This is a genomic window from Moraxella sp. K23 (assembly GCF_041154765.1).
Lineage (GTDB): Bacteria > Pseudomonadota > Gammaproteobacteria > Pseudomonadales > Moraxellaceae > Faucicola > Faucicola tetraodonis.
Genome location: NZ_AP031595.1, coordinates 1,699,513 through 1,723,498 on the forward strand (window position 1 = coordinate 1,699,513; position 23,986 = coordinate 1,723,498).

Genomic DNA, 23,986 nt, shown 5'->3' on the forward strand with positions numbered 1-23,986 from the left:
ATATATTGAAAACATTATACTGTGATTTGTGGCAATGCGCTATAAGACTATTTTGTTATGCAAAGCGTCTGTTGGGTTGTCAATTAATTGATACGACCCGTGTCATTCACCAATTTTGGGGTCACAAAAATCAATAATTCTTGCTTGTTATTGCTTTTTGAGGTGCGTTTAAAGAAGCGATCAACATAAGGTAAATCCCCTAAGAAAGGGATTTTAGTCACATCATTACCTAAGGTATTTTTAAACACGCCACCGAGCACAACCGTTTGACCATCATCGACGACCACGTTGGTTTTAATCGAATCTTTAGAAATCGCTGTCGCACCATTGACGATAGTTGGCGAACCATTTTCAATACTCAAATCCATGCCAATACGACCTTCAGGGGTAATATTAGGGGTTACTTCAAGACTCAATGCCGCTTCGACAAAGCTCGTTGAGGTCGCCCCACTGGCAGAGGCTTCTTGATAAGGGATTTGTGTGCCTGACATGATTTTGGCGGTTTGTTTGTCGGCGGTTAGCACTTTTGGACTGGAGATGACTTCACCCTTGTTATCCGCTTGCATGGCTGACAACTCTAAATCTAATAGTAAATCTGAAATACTCAACAAGCCAAAGGCAATCGAACCTGCTGCGTTGGTTGCCCCCAAATTGACACTGAGGTTATTAGCGGCAGTGATACCGCTATAGACTGGATAGGTAGTACCGTCTGAATTTGTAGCTGTGGTATAAGTCTTAAGGCTATCAATGGTACTTAAATTACCGCCCACCAGCAGGTTACGATTACTTGCCGCGCCTTGTGATAAAATACCCCATTTTACCCCAAGTTCTTTACTAAAGGTGTCTGTCGCACTCACAATGCGGGCTTCAATCATCACTTGTTTGACGGCGATATCGATTTTACTAATCAAATCACGGATATTGCTGATGGTTTCAGCGGTATCTTTAACAATCAAGGTGTTGGTTCTGGCATCGATTGTAACTGTACCTCTGTCTGTTAACAGTGAGGTATTGCTGCTCGAACGATCGGATGTTGCTCTGCCTGCTTCAATCAATGTTCGTACATTTTCTGCTTTAGCATAGTTGAGTCGGATATATTCGGTACGCAGTGGGTCTAATACTTTTTTCTCTTGTTGCGCTTTTAACTCATCGGCTTCTTGTTTGGCAAGTTCTGCCGCGGGTGCCACCCAAATTACATTACCATTAACCCGTTTATCCAAATTTTTACTTTTTAGGATAATATCTAGGGCTTGATCCCAAGGCACGTTAATCAGACGCAAGGTAATATTACCACTGACGCTGTCACTGGCAACAATATTGGTATTGGTATGTTGTGCCAACACTTCTAAAATCGTACGCACGCTGACATCTTGAAACTCTAGTGATAAAGGCGCCCCGCTATAGGTACGCTCCTCAAGGGTCGGCTCGCGCAGACGTTTGGGGGGATCGATATTGATATTTAGCTGATTACCTGTTTGAAAGGCTCTATAGTCATAATCGCCTGTCATGGTAATACGAATCACGCCATTGCGTCCTTGGTTGGTTGCGATAACATCACGCACCAAGCCGTTACCTACGGTCATTTGTTTTTGCAGGCGACTGGGAATGGTAGCACCTGTCAGACGAATGACTAACTCATCACCCATGCGCTGCACATCCACAGGGATGCTGTCATTTACCAAATTAATGCTAATATTACCGCCGCCGTTCGAGGTGCCATTAAAATTAATCGCCGCTAGACCATCATAGTTGTATTGTTGAACAACGGCGGCAGCAGGATTTAATAAAGGATTGACTTTGACTACCATCGTATTGGCTGGTGGGGCGGTTTTTGGTGTTTGGGTCACGACGGCAACAGGTGGCGGCGTTTGCACGACCACAGGTGGCGGTGTAGCAATCACAGGCGCAGCTTCAGTCACTACGGCAGCAGGCGTTACCACCGCGGGCTGACTCACAACGGCCGCTGTAGTCACCACAGGTGTAACGATAGCTGGATTGGTAGCTGCTGTGGTTTTCGGCTGCATTGATACTACCAGGCGATTATTAATCACACGTGTACTAAAGGTCGCTTGATTTGACAACTCAATAATCATACGTGTCATACTGTCATTGGTCAGCGTGGTGATATTTTTGACATAGCCTTGGTTATAAGTTTGCATCCGTGATGCAATTTGATTATTCACATTGGGGAAATCCAACACCAATCGTGTGGGTGAGGCAAGTTCATAAGCCGTCGGCGTCACAGCACTGTTAGCGAAGTCGATATTGAGTTCTGTTAGCACAGCGCTCGGCGTGGTAACCGAGATATTTCTAATGGTATCAGCTGCAAACACACTGCTAGATACTAACATCGCACTCATCGCTACCGCAAGCTTAGACGTTGAAGTTCGAAATGGATAGGCATTAAAATTCATTGAATTATCCCTTTGTTTTATTGACTAACTGCGGCAACAATTGAGTTTGCTTTTTCGACATAGCCGACACGACTGTCTGGTATGATTTCAATTAAGTTAATTTGGGTTGGCGTAATCTCTGCAATACGCCCCTCATTTTTACCCATATAATTACCCACTTTGACACTGGCAATCCCCCCATCTGGGCGTTGCACAAGACCATACACCTCGCCAGATGATGACACCATCGTACCTTTATAGGTAAGCTCATTCAACTCAAATTGTTCAAGTGGCTCTTTGAGTCGGGACACATCCGGTCTCACCCCTTTCATTTGCTGTACTTGATTGGCTTGCAGCATTAAACTGGGCGGCATAAATGGACTACGCAGCGGTGAAGCGCTATAATTAAACTCCTGTACCACTTCGGGTGTCGGTGGTGGCTTTACCGGTTGCGCAGGCTGGTTACGGATGTCCTGCATTTGTTGCTCTGCCAAACCCACACGGTCGGTACAGCCAGATAACAGGGCTAATAGGGCTAAGCAAATAGAGAGCGGTTTTTTATTAATTGCCATTATTCGCTTCCTTATTGTCAGGTCCCGCTGAATTTTTTTGATTATCTTTTTGTGCCTTCTTTAATTCTTCTTCATTTAGCTCTTTTGAACGATAAGTTTTAACGTTCAAAACAAGATTGGTTTCTGGTAGCTTGTCTAGGCTAGGACTAGGGTTGGTGACCTCAAAGTCATGCAGGGTAATAATCCGAGGTAGTTTAGCTAGACCACTAATGAATGAGCCAAATTGGTGATAATCTCCTAAAGCGGCAATACGAATTGGCTGCTCAATAAAGAATTCTTGGGAGACTTCGGGTTCAACTTTAATATCCTGAAATTTAATGTTACTGCCCACACCAACCATATTAATGCCATCCACCAAGTCAGAAATACGGGTGTCTTTGGGTAATTGATTGAGCAGTTCTTTAAAATCAGACTGCATTTTTGATACTTGCGCTTGATATTCTTTTAGATGACGTGCTTTGGATTCTTTTTGGCGATATTCATCTAACAAGGTTTGCTGCTCGGCTTCGGCAGCGGCAATCTCATCACGTTTGGTACTAATCGGTAGAAACCAAGTTAAAAAGGCGATAACAGCAACCATAAATAGCAATACGGTAACCTTAACAGGCACAGGCCAGCTACCATAATTATTTTGGTCTAGGGATTTAAAGCTTTCGGTAAAGGCTTTAACATCAAACGATTTTTTTGCGGTAATGTGAACGGGTTTTTTGACGAGTTTCGGTCTTTTTAGCGGATTGGTTAATTTCACCGTTATTTCTCCTTACTCGCACTTGCCGCAACGCCACTTGCAGCGGTGGCGCTGGCGATGTCGGTTTGCTTAACCATGGTTGTTACCACAAAAGTCACGTAATTGGCTTCTGGTAATGTTGCGCTGGTACTGCTAGCACTGATGTTACCAGCAGCAGGTGCGGGTGTGGGTGCTTGATAAGCCACTGCATTGGGCTGCTGTATACTGACCACCGCCGATTTTTCTAACCACTGGGTTCCATCAAGACTGCGCATAAATGTTGAAATCACATTCGGGTTGTCGGCTTGACCGGTAAAGGTGATGGTATCAGCTTCACGCTTCATACTGGTTAAATACATTTGTGCGGGGATAATTCTGGCAATATCTTCCCAAATACGGACAGGGACAGGGCGACGGCCTTGCAAGTCTTGAATCACTCTCATACGCGCAATGATATCATCACGCTGCTGCTCAAGGGTTGCGATTTCTTTTAACGCCTTGTCTAAATTAGCGTTTTCTTGTTTGATGCGTTCATTAGCAAGCTGCTGGTTTTCTAGGGTATTTTTATAGTAACTCCATGCCGCAAAGGCACCGAGTAGTGATAATAATAATACCGCAACCACTAAAGTCATAAACTCACGGTTTCTTTGTTCACGAAGTTCTTGACGCCAAGGAAGTAAGTTAATCTTTGCCATTAATCAAAACTCCGTAACGCCAAGCCACAAGCCGCCATCAGGCTTGGCGCATCCATAATCAGTAATTCAGTGTTGATATGGTTATTAATCGTCATATTTGAAAATGCATTGGCAATACCTGTGCGGGTACCAAGTTTTTGTTCAACCATGTTCGCTAGACCCGCAATGCTGGCACTACCACCACCCAACAAAATATAGTCTACTTGGCTATTTTGGCTGGATGAAAAATAAAACTGCAGCGAGCGGGTAATTTGCTGCACAATGGCATCTAAAAATGGCAGTAACACATCCGTATAGTAATCATCTGGCAATGACAGGGTGCGCTTATTAATCATCGCCTCCTCGAACGTCAAACCATAACGATTTTGAATACTTTCAGTTAACTGGGCACCGCCAAAAAGCTGTTCACGGCTGTATACAAACTCCCCGTCCTTTGCAATATAAAGCGTGGTTTGGCTGTGCCCGATATCAATAAGGGCTATATGCTGAGGTTGACCTGGCAAGCTATCGACCATCAATTGAAAGGCGCGTTCAACTGCGTAAGACTCCACATCCACAATTTTAGTATCCAGCCCCGCCAAAGCACCCGCGTCGACACGTTGGTCAACGTTTTCAGTGCGAGAGGCAACTAATAATACCTTACACATATCAGGCGTAGCTGAAGGGCCAATCACTTCAAAATCTAAATTAACTTCTGATAAAGGATAGGGAATATATTGGTCAGCATCTAGACGTATAAGGGATTCTCGTTCAAGCTCTGTGAGATCCGCTTCCATCTCAATGATTTTGCTAATAACCGAAGAGCTTGCTACGGCTGTCGCGATATGTTTACTGGAAAAACCTCTGCTACGAGATAATCTTGCGAGGGCGTCACTGACCGCTTCAATATCTACAATATTTTTATCAACAACAGCACCGCGGGGTAACGGTTCAATGCCGTAATTTCTTAAATGAAATAGACCTTGCTGCCGTGTTATTTCAACCATTTTGATCGCAGTGGTGGTGATATCTACCCCAACGACTAGCTTGTTGTTTTTTGTAAATAACCTCACAAGTTTGTTCCTTGTATACTAAGTTCAGTAACGTGATTTTTACTACGCTACAATACTTTAGAAATTTATTTGATTCAACCTTTAGTTATGACTAATTTATTAGCTGGTTTAAAAACAAGCGAAAAGCAAAATAGATTTTTCACAGAACTCAAATTTTTTTAGGTATAATAAAGCTTTATTTTGCTTTGAGCTAATGACTTTATGACCCAGTCGACTGCTGCTACCTTTACTTGGATGAAATTTTTACTCAATCTTTTGGTTGCAATTTTAGCGTTTCTTTTTATTTTGGTATTAGCTTTCCCCATCGGTTTTTATGGTATGGCGATGTATATCTCACCTAGCCTACCAAGCTTAGATGACCTTAAAAAAGCCAAGCTGTCAATGCCACTACAAATCTATACCGAGGATAACCAATTAATTGGTCAATACGGTAATGATATGTCTCTGCCAGTGAGTTATGAGCAAATTCCCAAAAATATGGTGAATGCTTTTTTAGCAGCCGAAGATTCGTCATTTTTTCAGCACAGTGGTATCAGTATTAAGGGTATTGGGCGCGCACTGACCGAAGCGGTTAGCGACGACGATAGCCAAACAGGTGGGTCAACGATTACCCAACAGGTTGCCAAAAATTATTTTTTATCCTCCGAACGTACCCTTAATCGTAAATTAACGGAGTTATTTTTAGCCCGCAAAATTGAAGAAAAGCTGTCTAAACAAGACATCATGACCTTATATGTTAATAAAATCTATCTAGGTCAAGGTGCGTATGGGATTAAAGCTGCCGCTAAGCAATATTATAGTAAATCATTAAATAACCTAACCATTGCAGAAATGGCAATGATTGCAGGTCTGCCAAAAGCGCCATCCAAATACAATCCTGTTGCCAACCCTGAGCGCGCGTTAGAGCGGCGCAACTGGATTTTGGGTCAGATGCTTAAAAATGGCGCAATTAGCCAAGCGCAACACGACGAAGCGGTTGCCGCACCCATTGGACTGCGCCTATACCAAGCAAAGCTTGATAAAAACTTACCGTATTTGGCAGAAATGACCCGTGCCTCATTGGTAGAGCAATATGGCGAAGCTGTCATTAATTCGGGCTGGCGCGTAAAGCTTACCATTAATAGTGAAGCACAAGAAATTGCAGAAAACGCCATTAAACGCGGTCTATTTGCGTATGATCGCCGCCACGGTTGGCGCGGCGCCCCTGCTAATACAAAAGATAAGCAGAAACTTGGCAAGCTTGCCAACTTCCCAGTTATCCATTCTTTTTATCCCGTTGAAGTCACCAAAGTTTATCCTGGCAATGGCTTTGATGCGGTCATGAAAGACGGCACTCAGATTAAAGTGCCTTGGTCAAACATGCGCTGGGCGACGCTGCACTACCGCAATCCAAACTCAGCATTTATCTCCAACAACATCGTCAATCTGCATGATATTGTGTATGTGACATCAAATGCTGACAACAGCAGCTGGAGCTTGGTACAAATTCCAGCCGTTGAAGGTAGCCTAGTATCTGTCAATCCAGAAACTGGCGCGTTACTTGCGGTCGTTGGTGGCTTTGATTTTAATAAAAGTAAATTTAACCGCGCGATTCAAGGCTATCGTCAGCCGGGATCAACCATCAAACCATTAGTCTACGCCACCGCCTTAGAAAAAGGCTTTAGCCCAGACACCATGATATCTGATGATCCATTGACCGTCGGTTCTTGGAAACCCAAGAACTCAGATGGGCGCAATTTGGGGATGATTCCACTGCGTAAAGGTTTATACCTATCACGTAACCTAGTATCAATTCGGGTACTACGTTCAGCGGGTATCTCTGATACGCGTGAGCTACTCAATGAATTTGGGTTGGAAAAAGAACGCATGCCAAACACGTTGTCATTGGCACTCGGTTCTGGTGAAGCGACCCCATTACAGATGGCTACGGGCTATGCGACCTTTGCCAACGGCGGTCACCGTATTCAACCTTATTTTATTCAGCAAATTTTTGACTACAACGGTAAGCTGCAATACCAAGCCAATCCAAAACAAGCCTGTGCAGTATGTTTTAACAATGATTTACAGCAAACCAATGAAGATAACTTAACCGCCTTCCAAGAACAACAAACTGCTTTGTTAAGTGGCCAAAGTAAAGACACGCAAGCAGGCGATAAAGCGACTGAAAAATCTGATTTATTCAACGCAAACCCACTGGCTAAAACCAACGAAAAAGACAGTTTAAACAAACAAGATAAGAAAAAACTTAGCAAAGAAGAAGCGGCATTAGAAGCCAGCACTCAGCAAATGCTAGCACGCCAAGCGTCCCTTGAAGCGCAACTATATGATGCCGGCCCCGACACTGATAAGCTAAAACCCATGCCTATTCAGTATATTCCAGCGCAGCAAGCGCCCCGTATTCTTTCTTCTAATGTGGCATTCCAAATGGCCAATATCTTACGTGATGTCATCCAGCGCGGTACCGCGGTTAAGGCGCGGGCGTTAGGTCGCTCAGATTTGGGTGGCAAGACAGGTACTACCAATGATGCCAAAGATGCGTGGTTTGCCGGTATCAACCCCAGAATGGTGACGACAGTTTGGGTCGGTTTTGACCAACCTATCGGTATGGGTAAAAAAGAATTTGGTGGCGTGGCGGCGCTACCTATTTGGATGGATTTCACTTCTAAAATGCTCAAAGGTCAACCTGTGGAATGGGTATCAGTGAATAATCGCGCCAAATCCAAAAAACAAGAGCAGGAAACCATTGAGCTTACTGATAATGGTACTAGACGCGTCGATAGCAAGGGCAATGAAATCACCCGTGATGACAGTAAACCCCCGCAAGCGGTTACCCGAAAACGTCCTGAGGAACAAGCATCCGTAACGATGCCAACAACGGGTAACAATATCAACTACGCTCAGTTAAATAGCAATAAATCACTGAATGAATGAGGCATTAATAAAAAAGCTCGATTAATCATCGAGCTTTTTTATGGTCTTTGCTAAGCACCAAGGTTGATTAAACAATTAAAATTCAATCATCCCTTCTCGCAAACTATCGATCGTATCCACCAAATCGCCACGCCATTGGCGAATCATATCGACTGAAATATTGGTACTTGATGGACTTGCCATAACATCAATCACCGGCAATTTGGCATTTTTATTGCTTTCATCACTCTCATTTCCAAGATTTTGTGGCACAGGTTTATAGATAATTTGCTGCCATGCTTTTTCGATATCCCCCAAATAATCATTAGCTAATAGTTGCTTTAACCGCATGACTTCAGGTGATACTTGGGTTTTAGCCTCCAACGCATCACTAATTGATTGCAGACTGGGGTTTAGCATAGTTAAATTATAATAGCGTGCTACTTCTTGTAAAAATGCCAAATAGCCGCCGTACAAATGCATGAGCGCACTTTCAATATGTGCTTCCTGTAATTGCCCTTTTGGCGTCTGTTCAGCTTGCTGACAATAAATTCGGCAAAAATACATTTTTTGATTGGTTCTATCTGCTTGATAACGTGCAACACGACCTGCCATATTGTTTCCTTAGACATTTGATACGGATATTTTGATGAAAAAAAAGGCCAGTTGCAAGCACCGGCCTTTTTATGACTGATTAACGATTATTTAACCTTTATTTTGCATCTTGGCTATTAAACTCTTCAGCAAATTTGTCTTCAAATGACATTGACGCAGGCTCCATGTTTTCGGCAAACAAGGTGTCTAGTGCTTCTAGCTGCTGATTTTCAGTAGCTTCTGTAGCGGTGGTTTTACCGCTCTCTAGACGCTGGGCATGGTAAGCTAAACCAGTACCTGATGGTACCAAGCGACCGACAACCACGTTTTCTTTTAGACCACGTAAGTCATCAATCTTGCCAGTAACTGCTGCCGCCGTCAATACGCGCGTTGTCTCTTGGAATGACGCCGCAGAAATAAAGCTTTCAGTTGCCAATGAGGCTTTGGTGATACCGAGCAATAAACGGTCAAACTTGACTGGGAATTTGTTTTCTTCGTCGAGTTTTTTGTTCATGGCGACGATATCAGCGTATTCAGCTTGGTCACCTTTGAAGTAGCTTGAATCACCGCCATCGGTAACTTCAACTTTACGTAGCATCTGACGAATAATCACTTCAATATGCTTGTCGTTGATTTTTACCCCTTGTAAGCGGTAAACGTCTTGTACTTCATTGACGATGTAGTTGGCAAGCTCAGTTTCACCTTTTAAGCGTAAAATATCGTGTGGGTTTTGTGGACCATCGGCAATCACCTCGCCACGCTCAACACGTTCACCCTCAAACACGTTGATTTGACGCCATTTTGGAATCAACTCTTCATGTACTTCGCCATCATCATTGGTAATAATAAAGCGGTTTTTACCTTTGGTGTCTTTACCAAAGCTTACTGTACCACTCATTTCCGCCATAATCGCATGATCTTTTGGACGACGCGCTTCAAATAAGTCAGCAACACGCGGTAGACCACCGGTAATATCTTTGGTACCTGATGATTCTTGTGGTACACGACCTAAAATCGAACCTGTTGTTACCTCATCGCCTTCACGCACACGAATAATGGTTTGCTGTGGTAAGAAATACACCACTTCTTTACCCTCTTTGGTATCAAGGATAATCGCAGGACGTAAATCTTTACCTGAGCTTGGACGGTCTTTGGTTGCCAAGATTTCGTATGAGCTCATGCCCGTTGCTTCATCGATTTTCATGGTGGCTGTTAAACCATCGGTGATTTCGCTAAAGCGTGCGGTACCTGATACCTCGGTAATGATTGGATGGGTGTGGGGGTCCCATTTACCAATGGTTTGACCTGGGGTAACTTCGGTGCCATCCGCCACTAAAATTGACGAACCATACGGTGCTTTATAGCGCTCACGCTCACGGCCCAATTCATCGGTAATACTAATTTCTGCAGAGCGAGAGACCACTACCAAATGACCATCGGCATGGCTTACAGATTTCAAGTTTTGGAAGCGAACAGTACCGCCTTTATTAACCTGAATACTGTTTTCCACGGCTGCGGCGCTCGCGGCACCCCCCACGTGGAAGGTACGCATGGTTAGCTGGGTACCCGGCTCACCGATTGATTGCGCCGCCATAACACCCACAGACTCACCAATATTGACGCGGTGACCACGTGCTAAGTCACGACCATAACATTGTGAACAGACACCATGTGGCACTTCACAAGTAATCACAGAACGTACCCAAACTTCGTCAATACCATGTTCATCAAGTACTTTTACCCAATGCTCATCCAGCAAGGTACCTGATGGGATGGCTAGTTCGCCTGTTTTATTTGACATCACATCTTTGGCGGTGACTCGGCCTAGCACGCGGTCAGCCAATTGTTCAATGATTTCACCACCCTCAATGTGTGGCTTCATCAAGATACCTTTATCGGTACCACAATCAGGCTGGGTGATAACCAAATCTTGCGCAACGTCAACCAAGCGACGGGTTAAGTAACCTGAGTTTGCTGTTTTGAGTGCCGTATCCGCTAGACCTTTACGGGCACCGTGCGTCGAGATAAAGTACTGTAAAACGCTTAAGCCTTCACGGAAGTTAGCTTTAATTGGGGTTTCAATAATCGAGCCGTCTGGTTTTGCCATCAGACCACGCATACCTGCCAACTGACGAATCTGCGCCGCACTACCACGCGCACCTGAATCCGACATGATATAAATCGAGTTAAACGATTTTTCTTTTTCCGCTTCACCTTGGCTATTGATAACGGTATCTTGTGATAGGTTATCCATCATCGCTTTGGCGATTTGGTCATTGGTACGTGACCAAATATCAATGACTTTGTTATAACGTTCACCCGCGGTCACGAAACCTTGTTCAAACTGGCTTTCAATCTCACGAACTTCCGCATCCGCCGCTTCGATGATTTTGTTTTTGGTAGGTGGAATGAGCATATCTTCCATACCAATGGATACGCCTGACAACGTTGCTTGGGCAAAACCCAAATACATCAATTGGTCAGCAAACATGACGCTGTCTTTCACGCCCATTTTGCGGTAGCAAGAATTGATAAGGCGAGCGATGTTTTTCTTGGTCATCTCTTTGTTGACTTCGTCAAAGCTCATACCTTTTGGGGTGATATTCCAAATTAAACAGCGGCCGGCAACGGTGTCAACCATTTTAGTAACGCTATTGGCATTGCCTTCTTCATCATACGTGGTTTCTTCAATGCGTACTTTAATTTTGGCATTGACGCTTAAATCACCGGTACCTAGGGCGCGATACACTTCCTTCACGTTTGAGAAAGTCATGTTTTCGCCTTTGGCATTGATATGCGAACGGCTGATGTAATACAACCCCAATACCACGTCTTGTGATGGCGTGATGATTGGCTCACCATTGGCAGGTGACAAGATGTTGTTGGTTGACATCATCAAGGCACGGGCTTCAAGCTGGGCCTCCAAAGTTAAGGGTACGTGTACCGCCATTTGGTCACCATCAAAGTCGGCGTTGAACGCGCTACAAACTAGCGGATGTAGCTGAATTGCTTTACCTTCAATCAGTACAGGCTCAAATGCTTGTAAGCCCAAACGATGGAGGGTCGGTGCACGGTTTAGTAGCACTGGGTGTTCACGAATCACGCTGGCAAGCATATCCCACACTGCCGGTTCCTCACGCTCAACCATTTTCTTAGCGGCTTTGATAGTAGTCGCAATACCATTTTGCAAAAGTTTGGCATAAGTAAAGGGTTTGAACAGCTCAAGTGCCATTTTTTTAGGCAAACCACATTGGTGTAGACGCAGGTATGGACCCACGGTAATGACCGAACGACCTGAATAGTCAACACGTTTACCCAGTAAGTTTTGACGGAAACGACCTTGTTTACCTTTAATCATGTCAGCTAAAGATTTCAAAGGACGTTTGTTGCTACCCGTAATCGCACGACCGCGACGACCGTTGTCAAGCAGCGCATCCACTGACTCTTGTAACATACGTTTTTCATTACGTACGATGATGTCAGGCGCATTGAGCTCCAACAAGCGTTTTAAACGGTTGTTACGGTTAATGACGCGGCGATATAAATCATTTAAGTCTGAAGTGGCAAAACGCCCCCCTTCAAGCGGTACCAATGGACGCAAATCGGGTGGCAATACAGGTAATACGGTCATTACCATCCATTCAGGCTTATTGTTTGAATCACGGAATGACTCAAGCAATTTTAGGCGTTTTGACATTTTTTTCAGTTTGGTTTCTGAACCCGTGTTAGGAATTTCTTCACGTAACTGGTCGATTTCCAAATCTACATCAATATCACGCAGCAAGTCTTGCACCGCTTCAGCACCCATTTTCGCGGTGAATTCATCACCAAACTCTTCAAGTGCTTTGAAGTAATCTTCATCATCGAGCAACTGATATTTTTCAAGGGTAGTTAAACCTGGGTCAGTCACGACATAGCTTTCAAAATACAGTACGCGCTCGATATCACGCAAAGTCATATCAAGTAATAGACCAATACGGCTTGGTAATGATTTTAAGAACCAAATATGCGCAACTGGGCTTGCCAGCTCAATATGACCCATACGCTCACGGCGTACTTTGGCGGCGGTCACTTCAACACCACATTTTTCACAGATCACGCCTTGGAATTTACGGCGTTTGTATTTACCACACAAGCATTCGTAGTCTTTAACAGGTCCAAAAATTTTGGCACAAAAAAGACCATCACGTTCTGGTTTGAAAGTACGATAGTTGATGGTTTCAGGCTTTTTAACTTCCCCATGCGACCAAGATTTGATGGTGTCAGGTGAGGCAAGAGAAATTTGAATGCTGTCGAACTCTTGGTTACCAGAGTCGGCAGGGCTTTTCATGATGTCTAATAAGTCTTTCAAACTGCTTCTCCATCGATTAAATTGAAGGTCGCTACAGATTGACTTTCAATTTAAGGTTAATTTTTATTCGTTTGTCATTAAAAAGGTAAACTATTGAGTTTGAGTATGGCGACGTTTAAAGCCGCCATACTCACAATCATGACTTAGTTTTTACTTTTGCTATGATCTTTTAACTCAATATTGATACCCAATGACTTAATCTCTTTGGTCAATACGTTGAACGATTCTGGCATACCGGCTGACATGTTCTGTTCACCATCGACGATGTTTTTGTACATGCGGGTACGACCTTCGACGTCATCGGATTTCACCGTCAACATCTCTTGCAATGTATAAGCAGCACCGTAAGCTTCAAGCGCCCACACTTCCATCTCACCGAAGCGCTGACCACCAAACTGGGCTTTACCACCCAATGGTTGCTGGGTAACCAGTGAGTAAGAACCCGTTGAACGTGCGTGCATTTTGTCGTCAACCAAGTGGTTGAGTTTGAGCATGTACATATAACCTACGGTCACCGGACGATCAAACTGTTGACCGGTACGACCATCAAACAATACTTGCTGACCTGAGGTTGGCATACCCGCTAATTCTAGCAAGCCTTTGATTTGCTGTTCTTTAGCGCCATCAAATACTGCGGTACCCATTGGTACGCCAGCACGTAGATTTTTTGACATAGCAATGATTTCGTCATCACTCATGCTGCCCAAGTCCACTTGCTCGCCGCCAATTTGGTTATAGATTTTGTCTAAGAAATCACGTAACTCAGCAACTGCCGCTTGTTGTTTGATCATCTCGTCAATTTTGATACCCAAACCACGTGCTGCGCCGCCTAAGTGAGTTTCTAGAATCTGACCGACGTTCATACGCGATGGTACGCCTAGTGGGTTTAGTACCACATCCACTGGGTTGCCGTTTTCATCATATGGCATGTCTTCAATCGGCATGATACGTGATACCACCCCTTTGTTACCATGACGACCCGCCATTTTGTCACCTGGCTGAATACGACGTTTCACGGCCAAGTACACTTTGACGATTTTTTGCACGCCATGCGTTAAGTCATCACCTGCCGTTAATTTGCGTTTTTTCTCAGTGAATTTTTCATCGATTTCTTTTTGTTTATCGGTTAAGAAATCACCAATTTGTGATAAACGCTCTGCGGTATCTTCTTGGGTTGGCTGAATATCAAGCAATGTTTCAAGCGACATATCTTGCATTGAGTCTTCACTCAACACCGTACCTGATTTTAAGCCCGCGCCACCACTGACAGTTTGACCGTCAAGCAATGAAATAATGCGACCACGTGCCGCGTTTTCAAAGATACGCAATTCTTCTTTTAAGTCTTTACGATAGCTATCAAGCTGGGCTTTTTCGATAGCTTGCGCACGGCTGTCTTTTTCTACGCCATCACGGGTAAAGACTTGGACGTCAATTACCGTACCTTTGGTAGAAGAAGGAACGCGTAACGACGTATCTTTAACGTCAGCGGCTTTTTCGCCGAAAATTGCACGAAGTAGTTTTTCTTCAGGAGTGAGCTGGGTTTCACCTTTTGGTGTCACTTTACCCACTAAGATATCGCCACCTTGCACTTCCGCACCAATATAGACAATACCTGCTTCATCCAAATTAGCTAGGGCTGCTTCACCCACGTTTGGAATATCGGCAGTGATTTCTTCTGTACCCAATTTGGTATCACGCGCCACACAGGTCAATTCTTGGATGTGAATGGTGGTAAAACGATCTTCTTTAACCACACGCTCAGATAACAAAATCGAGTCTTCGAAGTTGTAACCGTTCCAAGGCATGAACGCCACACGCATGTTTTGACCCAATGCCAACTCACCCAAATCGGTTGATGGACCATCAGCCAAGATATCCCCACGCGCAATGACATCACCTTGATTAACGATAATGCGTTGGTTGATACAGGTATTTTGGTTTGAACGGGTGTATTTGATTAAGTTGTAGATATCAATGCCCGCTTCGCCCGCTTGCATTTCATCTTCATTCACTTTTACAACGACACGGCTCGCATCCACGTCCATAATGACACCGCCACGTTTGGCAGTCACACACACACCTGAGTCACGGGCAACGTGACGCTCCATACCCGTACCAACCAGAGGTTTGTCAGAACGTAAAGTGGGTACCGCTTGGCGCTGCATGTTTGAACCCATCAAGGCACGGTTGGCATCGTCATGTTCCAAGAATGGAATCAAACTTGCTGCCACAGACACCACCTGACGCGGTGATACGTCCATATGTGTCACTTTCTCTGGTGCCATACGTACAAATTCACCATAGTTACGCACAGAGACATAATCTTCTGTCAACTGACCGCTTTGGTCAATCGGCGAATCCGCTTGTGCAATCACAGTACCCACTTCTTCAATCGCTGATAAATACTCGATTTCATCCGTTACTTTACCGTCGACTACTTTACGATAAGGGGTTTCTAAGAAACCAAATTCATTGGTTTTAGCATAAACAGCTAGTGAGTTGATTAGACCGATGTTTGGACCCTCAGGGGTTTCAATCGGACATACACGACCATAATGGGTTTGGTGTACGTCACGGACTTCAAAGCCTGCACGTTCACGTGTTAAACCACCTGGACCTAATGCAGAAACACGACGCTTATGGGTGATTTCTGACAACGGGTTGTTTTGGTCCATGAATTGTGACAATTGTGATGAACCAAAGAACTCTTTAATGGCGGCTGCCACAGGTTTTGAGTTGATCAAATCTTGTGGTGATAAGTTATCTGTTTCAGCTGAGCTTAAACGCTCTTTAACAGCACGCTCAACACGGACTAGACCCACGCGAAATTGATTTTCTGTCATCTCACCGACTGAACGGACACGGCGGTTACCTAAATGGTCAATATCGTCCACTACCCCACGACCATCACGAATTTCAATCAACATTTTTAATACGTCAATAATATCTTCGTTGGTCAACACACTGCGTTCACGCTGCACATCAGGGTCATTGGTTGGCTCATAGGCACGGCCCAAACGACGGTTGAACTTCATGCGACCGACATTTGATAAATCATAGCGGTCTGCGTTAAAAAACATCGATTCAAACAGTTTTTCAGCCGTATCGAGTGTTGGTGGTTCACCTGGACGCATCACTTTGTAGATTTCAATCAACGCTTCTTCACGGCTCATCGCAGTATCCGCGCGCAGTGTATCGGCGATGTATGAACCATGATCGATATCGTTAGTGAATAAAATATCAAATTCTTTAATACCGTTATTGCTGATTTTGACCAAAGTCTCGTGGTCAAGCAATTGGTTAGCGCGTGCAATGACTTCATCATCCACAACGATATCTTGTGCCAAAATACGCTCATACAAGTATTCATCAGGCACGGGCAGTTTAGTCATACCGGCTTGTTCGATTTTACGAATCGCGCGCGCGTTAATACGTTTACCCTGTTCGACAATCACTTCGCCATCCGGTGAAACGATTTCAAACTGCGCCATTTCACCGCGTAAACGATCAGTGACAAGATCGATTTCAAATTGCTCATCACCTTTATAGACGTGGGTTTTTTCATAAAACGCATCTAAAATTTGCTGTGTATTCATTCCAATCGCATGCAAAATCACCGTTGCCAATAATTTACGGCGGCGGTCAATACGAGCAAACACCAAGTCTTTGGCATCAAATTCAAAGTCTAACCATGAACCACGGTAAGGAATAATACGGGCGTTATACAGCACTTTACCGCTTGAATGTGATTTGCCTTTGTCATGGTCAAAGAATACGCCTGGTGAACGGTGTAATTGCGATACGATGACGCGCTCAGTACCATTAATCACAAAGGTACCGTTTTCCGTCATCAATGGGATTTCGCCCATATAGACGCTTTGTTCACGGATATCTTTAATTGCCGCTTTAGCATCTTTGTCTTTAACATCTTTGTCTTTGATGACCAAACGGATTTTGACACGTAATGGCGCTGCATAGGTTGAACCACGTAAAATACATTCGCGCACATCAAACTCTGGTGTACCTAGATAGTATTCAACAAATTGTAGCTCGGCATTGCCAGTATGGCTTTCAATAGGGAAAATAGAATTAAAAGCGGCTTGTAAACCAATGTTTTCCCGACCTTTTGGCTTTTTATTTTCTTGCAAAAATTGCTCATACGAGTCAACTTGGATGGCCAATAAGTATGGCACATCCATGACGGTGGGCAACTTTGCAAAACTTTTACGAATGCGTTTTTTTTCAGTATACGAGTATGCCATTAAAAGTCCTTAAACATTCAAAGCGTTAATGCCTACCCATCTATCAATACTTCAGTGCACTGATACCGCTATGCACTGATAAAGCCGCAAATCACCACATTTCCTGTTGGGAAATTAAGTTTTTTGCGCATTTATTAACGATGGAATCTATTTTTAAAAGATTTGATGACCCAATCCCTACAGTCTTAGGTCACCAACTTAAATCCAATTTCCTAACGGAAATCTTAAAACCTTGCTCAATCAGCGGATAAGTTAATCATCACAGGATGCATAACCCAATCAGCGCTATAATATAAAATCGATACAAACAAAAACTGTAGAGACGACAAAAAGCCAAACACCTTTGGGGTATTTAGCTCAAGTTTTTTTACGCATTACCAGACTTTCTAACTTGCATGGAACAATTCTGTCCTTGGTGCGTGTGCCATCTTATATTCAATCAGACACGAAAGGTCAAGAGAATGATTATAATAAAAAAAAGCCATTATTGCAAGTGCAATAATGGCTTTTTGAAGTTTAGAAAACTTAGGTGCGAGAATTATTTCAATTCTACTGATGCGCCTGCTTCTTCTAATTTTTTCTTCAATTCTTCAGCTTCAGCTTTCGCTACGCCTTCTTTAACAGTTTGTGGTGCGCCTTCAACTAGGTCTTTAGCTTCTTTTAAGCCCAAGCCAGTGATTTCGCGAACTGCTTTAATAACAGCTACTTTCTTGTCGCCAGCGCCAGTTAATACGACGTTGAAGTCGTCTTTTTCTTCTGCTGCAGGTGCGTCACCGGCTGCTGCAGGTGCTGCTGCTAGTGCAGCGGCTGATACGCCAAATTTTTCTTCCATTGCAGAGATAAGATCTACAATTTCCATTACTGATTTTTCAGCGATTGCATCAAGAATTTCTTGGTTAGTTAATGCCATGATGTGTATTCCTAAATAAGTGAATTTGGTTTAAAAAATGCTAAGCGTAGGTGAGTTTGCTTAAATAAATTAAGCTGCTTCGCCTTCACCTTGCATTTTGTCGCGTAATGCTGCCAAAGTACGAACAAATTTGCCTGCAGCGGCTTCTTTCATCGTACCCATTAAGCGCGCAATCGCTTCGTCGTAAGTTGGTAAGCTTGCTAAACGATCGATATCTTTAGCAGCGATAAACTCGCCTTCAAAAGCTGCACCTTTAATTTCAAACTTATCGTTTGTTTTAGCAAATTCTTTGAACAAACGTGCCGCAGCACCTGGATGTTCAGTTGAGAATGCGATAAGTGTTGGACCTACAAATACGTCATTTAACACAGTGTAGTTAGTGTCTTCTAACGCACGACGTAATAAAGTATTACGCACGATACGCATATCAACACCCGCTGCACGAGCTTCTTTACGCAGTTGGGTCATTTTACCTACTGTCACGCCACGAGCATCGGCAACAACAGCAGAAAGGGCACCTTTGGCAGATTCACTTACTTCAGCAACAATCGCTTGTTTGTCTTGAAGATTTAATGCCATGGGTTGTCTCCATATTATCAGTTTCCTAGTTATGATTAACTTAGGGCACCAATAAACCTAGTTAATATAATAAGTTAAAGTACAACTTATTATCACTCCGATACGGTGGCAGTCAATGATAAATTAAACTGCCATCCCGTCTGCGTAGGCTGTGAAAAACTTTCACAATTAAACTATTTACGATTAAGCCAATAGAATTATGATTAAACCAATAGAACCTACGGTCTTAGACAGCACAACCCGTTTGTGCTGAACTAAATTTAAAATATATTAAAAATCTACCATCAAGCGTGATAGCTTAAGCATTACGATAAGGTACTGGATCTAAGTTGATACCAGGGCCCATCGTGCTTGATAGGGTGATTTTTTTGATATAAATACCTTTTGAGGTCGCAGGTTTTGCTTTTTTCAAATCAGCGATTAATGCAGACGCATTTTGCTCGATTTGTTCAGCACTAAAACCTACTTGACCAATCGTGGTATGGATAATACCTGCTTTATCAACACGGTAAGTTGCCTGACCCGCTTTGGTATTTTTAACCGCTTCAACAACGTTAGGGGTAACTGTACCTACTTTAGGGTTTGGCATTAAGCCACGTGGACCTAAAATTGTACCTAATTGACCAACAACGCGCATTGCATCAGGCGACGCAATCACAACATCAAAGTCCATGTTACCCGCTTTGATGCTTTCTGCTAGGTCTTCAAAACCTACGATATCAGCACCCGCTTCTTTAGCTGCATCCGCTGCTGCACCTTGTGCAAACACGGCAACGCGTTTGGTTTTACCGGTACCTGCAGGCAGGTTAGTAGCACCACGAACCACTTGGTCAGATTTACGTGGGTCAACGCCTAGATTGATAGCAATATCGATTGACTCTTTGAATTTTGCTGGTGGCAATTTATTTAGAATTTCCACCGCTTCAGCCAATGTGTATTGTTTGTTCGCATCATAACTTTCAGCGATTGCTTTTTGACGTTTAGTTAATTTAGCCATTTACACACCCTCCACGTCAATACCCATTGAGCGAGCAGTACCCGCCAATGTGCGAACCGCAGATTCTAAGTCAGCAGCAGTTAAGTCAGCGTTTTTGGTGTTAGCAATTTCTTCTAACTGTGCGCGGTTGACTTTACCCACTTTAGTTTTGTTCGGTACGCCTGAACCTTTGGCAGCACCTGCAGCTTTGCGAATTAAGAACGCCGCTGGTGGTGACTTCATGATGAAGGTGAACGATTTGTCGTTGTAAACAGTGATTTCAACAGGAACAGGTAGACCTGGTTCCATGCTAGAAGTAGCTGCGTTGAACTCTTTACAGAATGCCATGATGTTCACACCTTTTTGACCCAATGCTGGACCAATAGGTGGTGATGGATTAGCTTTACCAGCTGGCACTTGTAGTTTGATGTAACCATCAATCTTTTTAGCCATGATAGACTCCTGTTATGGGTAATAGCGCTAGACTCCCATTCATCAAATGGTAATCCGGCTCCCCGGGTGATATTGTCAATCTAACAGACAACAGAAAAAAATAAAGTGCCATATTATAAGCGAATTTTTACTTAGGTAAAGCAAAAATTGCTAAATTTGGCACTTAGTTACAATTTTAGGGCTAAAACCCATGAAAAAGACAAACTATCAAATACTAGTTAATTTTTTCTACTTGTTTAAACTCTAGCTCAACCGGGGTTGGACGGTTAAAGACATTGACGGTCAACTGTAAGCGTGATTTTTCGTAATCCACTTTTTCTACCAAGCCTCTAAACTCGGTAAACGGACCATCGATGACCAACACTTCTTCACCTGGCTCAAATAAGGTTTTTGGACGGGGTTTGTTTTCGTTGGTATTTAAACGATTTAAAATGGTATCGGCTTCTTTTGGGGTAATCGGCGCAGGATTTTCTGGCGTACCGCCAATAAAGCCCATCACACGTGGACAGTCTTTAACTAAGTGCCATGTATTGTCGTTCATATCCATTTCAATCAATACGTAACCTGGGAAGAATTTACGCTCGGATTTGCGTTTTTTGCCATCTCGCATTTCGATAACTTCTTCGGTTGGGACGAGTACTTGACCAAACGATTCTTTATATTCGCTGCGATTGATACGTTCAATTAATGAACGCTGCACTTGTTTTTCAAAGCCTGAAAATGCTTGTACGATATACCAACGCATGGATAATCTTCCTCTAATTCATTGCTAAACACATCGCCTACTATACCAAATATGAGCAATGCAGGTAAAATATTGATATTGCTAGATAGATAAAAACCCACAGATGTGGGTCAAATAAAAGGGTTTGGCTAAATTTTTGCTATTGACCAATGACGTATTGAATCAATTGGCTAAATACGGTATCTAATAACCACACAATAAAGGCTAATATCCCAGCCACTACCGCAACTTGCCAAGTGTATTCAAGGGTTTCTTGTTTGGTCGGCCAAGTCACACGGCGTAATTCAACGCGAGAATCTTGCAACAGCGTTTTAAAAGCACTGCCTTGGTTGGTCAATGCCAGTGCCAATAATGCAGCAATGATTAGTCCAGCAATAACAACCACGCGCGTCCATAAACTGCTAGCGGGTTGCCAATATGCGGGTAAATATTGATTGACTAAAGTTGCACTGATTAATGCAACAAAAGCAAAAATCCACAGGGCAAAATCTTTAGGGGAGTGTCGTTTGGCAATCTCAATAGCAGCAGGTTGGTGGACAACCACTTTTTCACCAGACATCCTTTTGCCATTGAGCTCTGCTAGTTTTTTCTCTAGCATTTGTTTCATAAGGCTGCCCTGTCTATCATTAAAACGTATTTTATTATTAGAATACAGCGTACACGCTAACCTAACTAAAATGTGGCAGGCGATGAGGGACTCGAACCCCCAACATTCGGTTTTGGAGACCGACGCTCTACCAATTGAACTAATCGCCTATGTTGAGTTTGAGTATTATAGCGAGTTTTTTTTTGAATGCAACACTTTCTATAGTTTTTTGCGATTTTAATCTTACCCTATCACTGCTAAGATTTTACGGCGTAAAAGCGCAGCATCCGGCATGGCTTCGCCATCGATTCGTAATATCGAAATGCCTGCACTCAACAGCGCTTTGTCTTTTTTTTCGTCTTGCTGCTGACGGCGGCGAGTATTGTGCGTCCAGTCGTCTAATTCAATTGCCAATAGTACGGTTTGCTTGTCTTGATCGACCAGCACATAGTCAACACTCATACGGCAAATACGATTAAACCAAAAGCCTTGGTCAGTATCGTCATCGTCATTTGGCATGATAATACGTGATAGCTGTACTTGCCCAAAAATAATCAGCTCAGGCACGGCTTGCTGCAAGCGATTAAAAAATATCACTTCGGTCGGTGTCATAATCGGCATCGGCTCAAACGGCCATACCGCTAATTCATCTCCCCGAACTGGCTTAATAACCTCTTCACGGCTACTACCACTACTACGAAATGCAAATACTAACAGGATAAACACCACAAACGCTAACACTAAAAAAATTGTCACACTAACCACACACTCATATCTATAGGATAATTACCACAAGGGAGCATTATTCCTCTATTGGGTGATTTTCACAAGCACATAGACAAACAATGCGACACAAAATGTCGCATTGTTTGGGTTGTTTGGCCTTGTTTGCATAGTTTGGCTTCAAAAGGTTAAATAGGCTTACCAGTAAAGCACCCAGCCACTATTGACATCCACGCGGCTATCGTTATTGAGCTTGTCTTTGAGCGCCAAGGCAGCGACTTTGCCTTTTTCTGGACCTACGACAATACGTACCCCTTTGCTCGTTTGGGTGGTTTTGACTTTGTAGCCTGCCGCTTGTAATTTTTGGGTGATTTCATTGGCTTTTTTCTCGTCGGTTGCCAATGCAACTTGTACCCCAAACGTACCTTTGGCATCCGTTTGTTTCACTGTCTGACGCGCCTGCCTTAAATTGTCTTGTGCCGCTTGGAATGCTTGTTTTTTTTGGGCTTGTTGCTGAGCTTCTAGTTTTTTCTGGGCGATTTCTTGTTGACGTTTTTGCTCTTTTAACTGCTCTTCTTGCTTTTTGCGGGCCATCTCATTTTGACGTTGTTGCTCTCGCGCTTGAGTTTGTTGGGTGATACGGTTGACTTGTGCCGCAGTCGGGATGGTGATAGTTTGCCCGACACGTAAATTGCTGGTTGTGTTGAGATTATTGACGCTTGCCAATACGTCGACTGGCACATTGTAGCGACGTGATAACCCTATCAACCCCTCGCCTGCCTTAACTTGATAGGTGCCAGGATTGCTAGGGGTGGCTTTTGCCACGGGCTGCGGCTGTGCGACGGCGGGTGCTGTCACTGCAGGCTTTGGCGTAGCTGCTTGTTCTTTAGTTTGCGTAGCGCTTCGAGTTTGCGCAGCGCTTTGGCTCTGTGCAGTATTTTGTACGGTATTGGGTACTGCAGCTTGCGTTGGTGGTGGCGCGGCGACCGTGTCAACGGGTCGGGGCTTTACCACAGGTTGGGTAATCGCGGTCACTGAGCTGGCAACCACCGAATTGGTATTGGTGGCATTTTTGTTGGCATACAGTTGATTTTCAGCACGGCTACGCGCCAAAGCTTCCGCTTCAATCCGCTGTTGCTCGGTCATGTATTGCTGGGCTTGTTGTTCTTGCGCAGCGACCCGTTGCTCGCGTTCTTTTTGTTTTTGCGCCAGTAAATTTTTTTCGGTTGCGATATCGGCGGTGAGTGGCTCGTTGCTGATTGCTGATTGTTTATCTGTCGTGGGTTTAGCGATAACTTGTTGGCTATTGGCTGCAGGTTTGGCAGGCGCGTTCAAGACTTGGTGCATAGTGGCATATAACAACACGCTACCGCCTAACAATACCGTTGTACCCAATAATGCTTGCTTAGAAAATTTCATGCCAAATACCCTAGTTTATGTGTCTTGATAAATGATTTT

The 23,986-nt window shown here is 43.7% G+C and carries 17 protein-coding genes and 1 tRNA gene; 1 reads left to right on the forward strand and 17 read right to left on the reverse strand.

Annotation, left to right across the window (positions count from 1 at the left end):
- Positions 1 to 83 precede the first annotated feature (83 nt).
- The 5 genes from pilQ to ACAM37_RS07490 are packed head-to-tail and all read right to left on the reverse strand — an operon-like array spanning position 84 to position 5,439.
- Positions 84 to 2,414 carry a type IV pilus secretin PilQ gene (pilQ, locus tag ACAM37_RS07470; RefSeq protein WP_369625894.1) on the reverse strand — a complete coding sequence of 777 codons (2,331 nt, stop codon included), beginning with the start codon at positions 2,412 to 2,414 and terminating at the stop codon, positions 84 to 86.
- A gap of 17 nt (positions 2,415 to 2,431) precedes the next feature.
- The gene (locus tag ACAM37_RS07475) at positions 2,432 to 2,965 is read right to left on the reverse strand and encodes a pilus assembly protein PilP (protein WP_065253722.1); all 534 of its coding nucleotides are present in this window, start codon (positions 2,963 to 2,965) and stop codon (positions 2,432 to 2,434) included.
- Entirely contained in the window at positions 2,955 to 3,713 is a 759-nt protein-coding gene (locus ACAM37_RS07480) for a type IV pilus inner membrane component PilO (protein ID WP_198510467.1), read from the reverse strand. Before ACAM37_RS07480 ends, ACAM37_RS07475 begins: the two co-directional genes overlap by 11 nt.
- A gap of 2 nt (positions 3,714 to 3,715) precedes the next feature.
- Positions 3,716 to 4,387 carry a PilN domain-containing protein gene (locus ACAM37_RS07485; protein WP_369625895.1) on the reverse strand — a complete coding sequence of 224 codons (672 nt, stop codon included), beginning with the start codon at positions 4,385 to 4,387 and terminating at the stop codon, positions 3,716 to 3,718.
- Entirely contained in the window at positions 4,387 to 5,439 is a 1,053-nt protein-coding gene (locus tag ACAM37_RS07490; RefSeq protein ID WP_369625896.1) for a pilus assembly protein PilM, read from the reverse strand. The genes ACAM37_RS07485 and ACAM37_RS07490 overlap by 1 nt, the downstream gene beginning before the upstream one ends.
- 201 nt (positions 5,440 to 5,640) lie before the next feature.
- Between ACAM37_RS07490 and ACAM37_RS07495 the strand changes: the two genes are divergently transcribed.
- Positions 5,641 to 8,370 carry a penicillin-binding protein 1A gene (locus tag ACAM37_RS07495; RefSeq protein WP_369625897.1) on the forward strand — a complete coding sequence of 910 codons (2,730 nt, stop codon included), beginning with the start codon at positions 5,641 to 5,643 and terminating at the stop codon, positions 8,368 to 8,370.
- A 75-nt stretch (positions 8,371 to 8,445) separates the two neighbouring features.
- On the opposite strand, the gene ACAM37_RS07500 is transcribed toward ACAM37_RS07495, so the two are convergent.
- From ACAM37_RS07500 to ACAM37_RS07555, 12 genes are all read right to left on the reverse strand, one after another.
- Positions 8,446 to 8,964 carry a DUF6586 family protein gene (locus ACAM37_RS07500; protein ID WP_050323998.1) on the reverse strand — a complete coding sequence of 173 codons (519 nt, stop codon included), beginning with the start codon at positions 8,962 to 8,964 and terminating at the stop codon, positions 8,446 to 8,448.
- Between the two features lie 97 nt (positions 8,965 to 9,061).
- Entirely contained in the window at positions 9,062 to 13,294 is a 4,233-nt protein-coding gene (rpoC, locus tag ACAM37_RS07505) for a DNA-directed RNA polymerase subunit beta' (RefSeq protein ID WP_369625898.1), read from the reverse strand.
- A 143-nt stretch (positions 13,295 to 13,437) separates the two neighbouring features.
- The gene (gene rpoB, locus ACAM37_RS07510) at positions 13,438 to 17,556 is read right to left on the reverse strand and encodes a DNA-directed RNA polymerase subunit beta (RefSeq protein ID WP_309593019.1); all 4,119 of its coding nucleotides are present in this window, start codon (positions 17,554 to 17,556) and stop codon (positions 13,438 to 13,440) included.
- A gap of 538 nt (positions 17,557 to 18,094) precedes the next feature.
- The gene (gene rplL / locus ACAM37_RS07515) at positions 18,095 to 18,466 is read right to left on the reverse strand and encodes a 50S ribosomal protein L7/L12 (protein WP_036597696.1); all 372 of its coding nucleotides are present in this window, start codon (positions 18,464 to 18,466) and stop codon (positions 18,095 to 18,097) included.
- A gap of 69 nt (positions 18,467 to 18,535) precedes the next feature.
- Positions 18,536 to 19,045, reverse strand: coding sequence for a 50S ribosomal protein L10 (gene rplJ / locus ACAM37_RS07520; RefSeq protein WP_007116396.1), 510 nt, complete (start codon positions 19,043 to 19,045; stop codon positions 18,536 to 18,538).
- Positions 19,046 to 19,343: 298 nt separating this feature from the next.
- Positions 19,344 to 20,042: a 50S ribosomal protein L1 gene (gene rplA / locus ACAM37_RS07525; protein WP_007116397.1), complete on the reverse strand. Its 699-nt coding sequence runs from the start codon at positions 20,040 to 20,042 to the stop codon at positions 19,344 to 19,346.
- Positions 20,043 to 20,474, reverse strand: a complete 432-nt coding sequence (rplK, locus tag ACAM37_RS07530) for a 50S ribosomal protein L11 (protein ID WP_007116398.1) — start codon at positions 20,472 to 20,474, stop codon at positions 20,043 to 20,045. It lies immediately after the preceding gene.
- 214 nt (positions 20,475 to 20,688) lie between these two features.
- Positions 20,689 to 21,219, reverse strand: coding sequence for a transcription termination/antitermination protein NusG (gene nusG / locus ACAM37_RS07535; RefSeq protein ID WP_007116399.1), 531 nt, complete (start codon positions 21,217 to 21,219; stop codon positions 20,689 to 20,691).
- 139 nt (positions 21,220 to 21,358) lie between these two features.
- Positions 21,359 to 21,826 (reverse strand): preprotein translocase subunit SecE, encoded by a 468-nt coding sequence (secE, locus tag ACAM37_RS07540; RefSeq protein ID WP_007116400.1) that lies wholly within the window; start codon positions 21,824 to 21,826, stop codon positions 21,359 to 21,361.
- A gap of 73 nt (positions 21,827 to 21,899) precedes the next feature.
- Positions 21,900 to 21,975, reverse strand: a tRNA-Trp gene (locus tag ACAM37_RS07545).
- Positions 21,976 to 22,048: 73 nt separating this feature from the next.
- Positions 22,049 to 22,561, reverse strand: coding sequence for a DUF2726 domain-containing protein (locus ACAM37_RS07550; RefSeq protein ID WP_227716727.1), 513 nt, complete (start codon positions 22,559 to 22,561; stop codon positions 22,049 to 22,051).
- Positions 22,562 to 22,726: 165 nt separating this feature from the next.
- Complete coding sequence (locus ACAM37_RS07555; RefSeq protein ID WP_369625899.1) at positions 22,727 to 23,947, reverse strand: LysM peptidoglycan-binding domain-containing protein; 1,221 nt, start codon at positions 23,945 to 23,947, stop codon at positions 22,727 to 22,729.
- Between the last annotated feature and the right edge of the window lie 39 nt (positions 23,948 to 23,986).

Excerpts from the sequence above, each read along its gene's own strand:
- rplJ (WP_007116396.1), bottom strand. The coding sequence starts at position 19,045 with ATGGCATTAAATCTTCAAGACAAACAAGCGATTGTTGCTGAAGTAAGT.
- secE (WP_007116400.1), bottom strand. The coding sequence starts at position 21,826 with ATGAAACAAATGCTAGAGAAAAAACTAGCAGAGCTCAATGGCAAAAGG.
- rplL (WP_036597696.1), bottom strand. The coding sequence starts at position 18,466 with ATGGCATTAACTAACCAAGAAATTCTTGATGCAATCGCTGAAAAATCA.
- pilQ (WP_369625894.1), bottom strand. The coding sequence starts at position 2,414 with ATGAATTTTAATGCCTATCCATTTCGAACTTCAACGTCTAAGCTTGCG.
- rpoB (WP_309593019.1), bottom strand. The coding sequence starts at position 17,556 with ATGGCATACTCGTATACTGAAAAAAAACGCATTCGTAAAAGTTTTGCA.
- ACAM37_RS07495 (WP_369625897.1), top strand. The coding sequence starts at position 5,641 with ATGACCCAGTCGACTGCTGCTACCTTTACTTGGATGAAATTTTTACTC.
- ACAM37_RS07555 (WP_369625899.1), bottom strand. The coding sequence starts at position 23,947 with ATGAAATTTTCTAAGCAAGCATTATTGGGTACAACGGTATTGTTAGGC.
- ACAM37_RS07485 (WP_369625895.1), bottom strand. The coding sequence starts at position 4,387 with ATGGCAAAGATTAACTTACTTCCTTGGCGTCAAGAACTTCGTGAACAA.
- nusG (WP_007116399.1), bottom strand. The coding sequence starts at position 21,219 with ATGCGTTGGTATATCGTACAAGCATTTTCAGGCTTTGAAAAACAAGTG.
- ACAM37_RS07475 (WP_065253722.1), bottom strand. The coding sequence starts at position 2,965 with ATGGCAATTAATAAAAAACCGCTCTCTATTTGCTTAGCCCTATTAGCC.
- ACAM37_RS07500 (WP_050323998.1), bottom strand. The coding sequence starts at position 8,964 with ATGGCAGGTCGTGTTGCACGTTATCAAGCAGATAGAACCAATCAAAAA.
- rplA (WP_007116397.1), bottom strand. The coding sequence starts at position 20,042 with ATGGCTAAATTAACTAAACGTCAAAAAGCAATCGCTGAAAGTTATGAT.
- rplK (WP_007116398.1), bottom strand. The coding sequence starts at position 20,474 with ATGGCTAAAAAGATTGATGGTTACATCAAACTACAAGTGCCAGCTGGT.